General features: G+C 55.7%; 3 protein-coding genes and 1 pseudogene. 2 read left to right on the top strand and 2 right to left on the bottom strand.

Going from position 1 to position 6,422, the window contains the following annotated elements; all coding sequences use genetic code 11:
* Together J0O65_RS25355 and J0O65_RS25350 are read left to right on the top strand one after the other, a co-directional pair.
* Positions 1-977: transposase (locus J0O65_RS25355; protein ID WP_353056246.1), on the top strand; the 977-nt coding region annotated here is incomplete at its 5' end.
* A gap of 55 nt (positions 978-1,032) precedes the next feature.
* A pseudogene (locus tag J0O65_RS25350) lies at positions 1,033-1,413 on the top strand (transposase); the annotation flags it as partial.
* Between the two features lie 341 nt (positions 1,414-1,754).
* Here J0O65_RS25350 and J0O65_RS25345 read toward each other — a convergent pair.
* Together J0O65_RS25345 and J0O65_RS25340 are read right to left on the bottom strand one after the other, a co-directional pair.
* On the bottom strand, positions 1,755-2,102 hold the full coding sequence (locus tag J0O65_RS25345) for a hypothetical protein (protein ID WP_215409927.1): 348 nt from the start codon (positions 2,100-2,102) through the stop codon (positions 1,755-1,757).
* A gap of 9 nt (positions 2,103-2,111) precedes the next feature.
* Entirely contained in the window at positions 2,112-6,356 is a 4,245-nt protein-coding gene (locus J0O65_RS25340) for a hemagglutinin repeat-containing protein (RefSeq protein WP_215409926.1), read from the bottom strand.
* Between the last annotated feature and the right edge of the window lie 66 nt (positions 6,357-6,422).

Genomic DNA, 6,422 nt, shown 5'->3' with positions numbered 1-6,422 from the left:
GGAGACGGGGTCAGGTCCGCCATTCCGACACGGCCTCAGCCATTCCGACATTCAAACCTCTGCGCAATCTCAGTGCCGATGTATATAGCTCAGGTATCGTCTACCGCATGACGCGACCACTACGACTTGAGTTCGTCGGTGCCCTCTACCACGTTACTTCGCGCGGCGCCCGGCGCGGCGCCATTTACCGGGACGATACCGATCGCCTAGCCTGGCAAGAAGTGCTTGCCCTGGTTTGTGAGCGGCACCATTTTATCGTGCATAGCTTTTGCCAGATGACCAATCATTATCATCTGCTCGTTGAAACGGTTGAGGCTAATCTGTCGCAGGGCATGCGCCAGTTGAATGGCGTTTATACTCAGTATTTCAACCGGCGCCACAAGCTTGTAGGACACGTATTGCAAGGTCGCTATAAAGCTATCTTGGTGCAGAAAGAAAACTATCTGTTGGAAGTGGCCCGCTACATCGTCCTGAATCCAGTCCGGGCGCACATGGTCGTATCACCCGATGAATGGTACTGGAGCAGCCATCACTACGTTTTGGACGATGCGGTACCTCCATGCTGGTTGACACGTGACTGGCTCTTGAGTCGGTTTGGCGCTACGCGCGACGAGGCCATCCCTGCGTACTGCCGGTTTGTCGCCGCCGGGATGGGCGAGGAAAGTCCGCTCGCTCGCACCTGTCACCAGATTCTTCTTGGCGATGAAGCCTTCGTTTCGGCACATCAGCAATCGCAGCGTTCCGCAGCATTCAGAGATACGCCAAGGCAGCAACGCCGCGCTGTCGCGCTATCACTAGCGCAATATCAAGCCATCTATAGCAACAGAGACGAGGCCATGGCGCGCGCTTATCTCTCAACCGCTTTTACCATGTCCCACATCGCCGCCGTTTTTCACGTCTCGAGCAGGACAGTCAGCAGGGCCGTATCGGCATTTCATAAAGCGCAACTTGCTGCAGATCGCGAAGGCCAAGGCTGAGAACGTGTACGAAAGGCGGACCTGACCCCGCCCCGTGACCCCGCCCCGCCCCCCCGATCTGAAGCTGATCTACAGCGCGGCCACCGCCGACGAGGCTGAACTCAGGCTGACGGAATTCGAGGAAAAATGGGATAAACAGTATAAACCAATAAGCCAGTCATAGCGCCGCAACTGGGAACGCGTCATCCCATTCTTCGACTACCCGCCAGAAATCCGCAAGGTGATTTACACCACGAACGCGATTGAATCGATTAATATGAGCCTGCGAAAAGTCACGAAGACCTGCAGTTCCTTTCCGACCGACGATGCCGTCAGCAAACTGTTTTACCTCGCGCTGAACAACATCAGCAAGAAATGGACGATGCCGATAAGCGACTGGAAAGCTGCACTGAACCGCTTCGCCATCCAGTTTGAGGACCGGGTGCCGCAGGCTTAAACGAAAAGCCGTTTACACAGAATTCAGTACACCCTCGGAAAACCGAGGGAACCTCCCCCTCCCCCAAATCCAACACAGCAAACCGCCGCAACCTCACCGAGCACACGGACAGCGCACCTTCCTGCAGCTCAACATGCCCAAGGCCGAGATCGTGTACGAATGGCAGACCTGACCCCGGCCCTGGACCTGACCCCGGCCCTGTTCAAGACGGTATCTGACCCCGCCCCGTGACCGAGCCCCCCCCGGTGTCGCGGACCCAGATCAGTACCAATTTCCCGGACGGAATGAGGCTTCGCCATTTCGACGAAACCTAACCTTGCCGATGAAAAGTCACCTATCGATTATCGCAATGAACCTTCTTTAAATAAATCCGCCTCATAACCCAGCTCCATAGAGAATTTACCGGCATCAACATTTACCGTAAATTCGCAACGTGTCCATGCAGGCTGATTATTACTGACCATGAATTTCTGATGCTCACTAACCAAATCAAGAAGTTTCTCCGTCTCTAAATCAGTGATGGAGAAATTGCTCTCGGCGACTCCATTATTCGAATAAAACTCAAATCGACCAACATCACCTTCGGGAGAAAGGACCGCAATCATCAAAATTATTTTTGCATCTTCCGGAGCGATATTATATAAGTATTTTCCAACTTCCTTAGATATTTCAATATCTTTCGATTCCATTTTTCTTCCTTAAGCTTTATTTTTAAAAACAACTTTATACTGCACATTATCCACCTTATATTCTACCATAAATGTAGTGGGTCTAGCGCTATCACCTACATACGTAGGTCGAATATCAACACTTACTTTCTTTCCATCTTTTAACGCATCAGCCCATGTCTTCTCCATGGCTTTCCACTGACCTTGATTCAAACTCGAGTTCATTGGCACAAGGTTAATTTTCTCCCCTGCACCATCGAACTGTGCGCCAATCAAATGCCCGCCCTCATCACCAGAATCGCCACACTTGCCTGCCTTGCACTGCTGATATCCATTCCTATCGTGCTTGTTCAAGGTAAGCTCACCCTCGACATGGACAACGCGTGAAAATTCATCCGTACGATAGGTATGATTTGAATCCACCACATAAACGGTATTTGGCTGAGGTTTATTCAATTCCTTGTTCCACTCACCTTTTTTTCCTGATTCTATTTCCTTGACCGGCTTGGCATCAATCTCCAGATTCTTATTGGGATTTTCCGAATTATTTGCATTCGAATTCTCAGTCTTTTCATTGACCACTTTATTTTCATGTGGCTTTTCGCTGCCCCCCTTATGTGGCACCGGGACATCTGGGGCCCCATCTTTCAGATTTACATGGGTATTGGGGAAAACTTTGGCTATTTTCCCGGCATTTTTTATCATGCCAGCAAATCCGCCCAGCCCAACCATCGAAATCGACGTACCACCAACTGCACCGTTATCAATCCCCGACTGGCCATATCCCGCGTCTTTGAAACCTTCAGCGAAGAAAGAGCTAACCAGATCCGTGGCCTGATTTTTCAATTTCTCCACTGCCGGTATTTTATTGACGCCATAAATGATCGCCCCAGACGCAAAATCAAGCGCTTCAAGGGTATATTTTGCACCAATATTGCTGTCGATCAACTTCCCAAATTTGGTGACCACCTCGCCGACGCCCTGCGTCCCCTTATCTATGACCTTTGTCCCCAGGAAAACATTAGGCTGAGCACCATCTGCCGAATAGTCGTACTCCCCCACGTCGCCCGGTGACGCCACCGCCCCCAAAAGAGTTTGCTCCACACGGGGGGTGCGCGGCGTGTTGACTGCGGAAATACCGGCATCCGCAAACGTCTTTTGTATATCGGCAATCTGCTCAGCTGACGCCCCCAGCAGTCCCAGGTAATCGCCGATGCGGCGATTCACTTCCGCCTGAGGTAGATTTTGCGACTCCGGATCGAAGCGCAAGTCGGACACGAGCTTTAACTTTTGCCATGACTCCTGAGACGTCAGGCCATTGAAACCGGCCTCCTGCCCCATTTGTTGCATCCTGGCCTGCTGCTCCTGCGACAATCCCTGCATAGACTCAGGGATATCCGCATGATAAAGGACACCGGACACCTTGCTGCCCGCAGCGGAGGCCGATGCCCCAAGCAAACCACCGCCCAAGGCTCCAGCGGCGGTGGAAGCGAGGACACGCGCCGTACCCCCCTCGCTCCACTCACGGGTAATTTCCGCCGCTTGACGCAACAACGCATCGCGCTGCTCTGGCGCCATTGGCTTGGCCGCCTCTTCCCGCAACTTGCCAGCTTCTTTCAGTTTTTTATCGGCGTACTTGCCAATCTCGGACGCAGCGGCCACGCTGAATGCCTCGGTAATGGCCACCTGCGCCTGAACTTCCTTCTCGATCGCTTTTGCGTCCCATCCTTTTTTCAACGCGCCGCTACTGTCCTTTTCGCTGCTGACGTCGCGATTAAGTCCAGCCAGCATCTCCGCTGCCGTCTTGCCATTCTGCGCCTGCTGCTTCTCCACATCAGTAATCACTATGGTGCCGCCACTAATACCGGAGGTCGTGGTACTACTTTGACTACCTGATGTACTACCAAAGCCCGTTGACCCGCTACTGCCCGATTTCGCGGTCGCCGCGGCTGTATCGGCTGCAGTGCTTGCCGTATTCTGCGTACCCACTTTCGCGCCAGCCGACCCACTCAAGCTAAATCCGCTCGCCGAATGCTCATCCTTGTTTTGCAGCTCGCTCGTCGTCAAAGTACCCGTGATCAGCGAGTTCTTGCCATCGGCAATCGCCTTGCCGCTGCTGGCAATCACGCCAGCCTGCAGGTCGGTATTGCCGGCGACGTTAATCTGGAAGCCGCCGTCGCCCGCCTTGATGCCGCTTTGCTCCGTGACGCTGGCAAAGTCGCCTTTGGCCTTGCTTTTCGAGACACTGCCTCCGACGCTGCTGGCGCCATAGCAGAACGGAGGAATACACAAGCTCATGTTGAAGCCCGCGCTGCTGCTCTTGCTGGCGTAGGTACTCGTATCCTGCAGGCTGATAATGTTCAGGTTGCCGCCGATGGCGCCCTTGACCGCGTCCGCCGCCAGGATCGCGCCTTGCAAGGTTGTGTCGCCACCACTGATGACGGTCGCGGTCTTGCCTGCTGTCACATAGGTGTTGGTGTAGTAATTGTCCGTGCCATCGGCCTTGCCCCGCGCCTGGTTGGCCGCAATATCGAGGCTGAAGCCATTCTGCGCACCGCCAAAGGTATAGCCGACGCCGATGCTGGAACCGCTGCTGCTGTTCTTGCTCGTTTGCGTCGCCGTATTTTGTGCCGCAAGCAGGTTGATCTTGTCGTCGGCGAACAAGGTAAGATTGCCGCCTGCAGCAATCTTGCTGCCAGCTACCGTCAAGTCGCTGTCCGCCCCTGCCCCGGTCGCAACGATGCTGACGTTGCCAGTAGCATTGACCGCGCTGCCGACCACCGTGCTGCTGCTCTGGTGCATGTCGCTTTCGCTCTTGCTGCTGCCCAGGCTGACGCTGATCTTGATGCCAGCAGTGTTGGTCAATCCCTTCGAGGCCATGCCAGCCAGATCCGTGGCCTTTGATGCCAGAGTCACGGCCGCCAGGGCCTGCATGCGCGAGTCCTTCGTTTGTTCGGCGGCCTTCGCCAGGCTGCCGATGCTTTTCACGGCGTCGACAATCGGCACGTTGACCGTACCGCCAAGGGCCACCTTGCTGAAGGTCGTGTGCTGCTCGCTGGCATTGCTGTTGTATGCCTCCTTGATCAACACATTCTTGCCCACGATGCTGATATCGCCAGGCAAGCCGCCATTCGCACCCGCGCCGGTGGCCAGTACTTCGCTGGCCGTCTGCGTATACGTCTCGCCCGCGCGCAGCGACACATTGCCGCCCAGGCTGGCAATCTGGCTGCCCACTTGCGCCACGCCCGTGTTCTTGCCATCGCTGGTGGTTTTTACCGTGCCGAAAGCTGGCTGGGTGACGCTGCCGATAAAGCCGGACTTCTTGCTGAAGCTGCTCGACGTCGTGTCCTTGTCGTTCTCGGCACTGACGATGCTCAGGTTGCGCAAGGCGGTCAAGTCAATATTGCCATCGGCCACCACCGTGCTGCCCTTGATGGCGACGTCGCGTCCGCCCACCATCGTCACACTGCCGCCACTGACGGCGCTGCCAGCCTGGGTAACGGTGCGCCCATCGTCGGCCTGGCTGGTCAGCGACTTGCTCAGGCCAAAGGTGCCGCTCTTCTTGACTTGCTTGGAGTGAATCTCCTTACCGTCCAGTCCGACGGATTCGATGCTGATATCGTTTTTCGCCAGTAAATTGGCGGCCTCGTGCGCAAGTACCGATGAACCCGCCACTTTCAGGTCATGCCCGGCGGCAATATCGACGGTATTGCCCGTCAATGAAGTCCCCTGCGCCGTGCTGGTCTGCACCAGATCGCGCGTGGTCGTCGTTTTGCTGGAGAAAGTACCGCTTTTCTTGACCTTGCTTGCCACATCCAGGCTGTCGGTGGCCACGCCATTGACCAGGCTGATATCATGGCCCGCCACCAATCCCAACGTGCCGCCCGCCTGCACGTCCGCCGCGCGCGCCAGCAGGTCATGGCCCGCCTGCAGATTGACATTGCCGGCGCCCGTGATCTGGCTGCCTACTTCGCTCGTCTTGCTCTGTTTGCTGTAATTATCAGCGTTGCGCACTTCATCGTGGGTCGAGGCGACGGTAACGGTATTGAGGGTCAGGTTATTGCCCGCGATCAGGCTGGTCTGGCCATTCACGCCAGCATTGGCGATGACGCCAGCGGTGAGTGTCATGTCTCTCCCCGCCTGGGCAATCAGCGTATTTCCCTCGCCTGTGCCCGTGACATACAGGCCCGCCACCTTGTCGACGACCGTACTGCTGTCGCTGATGGTTTTTCTGTCCCGCAGATTTACACTGGAATCACTGGCGGTCGTCGTCACCAGGTTGATGTCGCGGCCCGCGCTGGCAAGCAGCTGCGTTTCGGCAACGACGCCACTCGCGCGGAT

It is taken from the genome of Janthinobacterium sp. JC611, from assembly GCF_018682595.1.
In the GTDB taxonomy this organism is placed as follows: Bacteria; Pseudomonadota; Gammaproteobacteria; order Burkholderiales; family Burkholderiaceae_D; genus Janthinobacterium.
The sequence above is the reverse complement of the archived record's forward strand: the minus strand, read 5'-3'. Positions and strand labels throughout refer to the sequence as shown.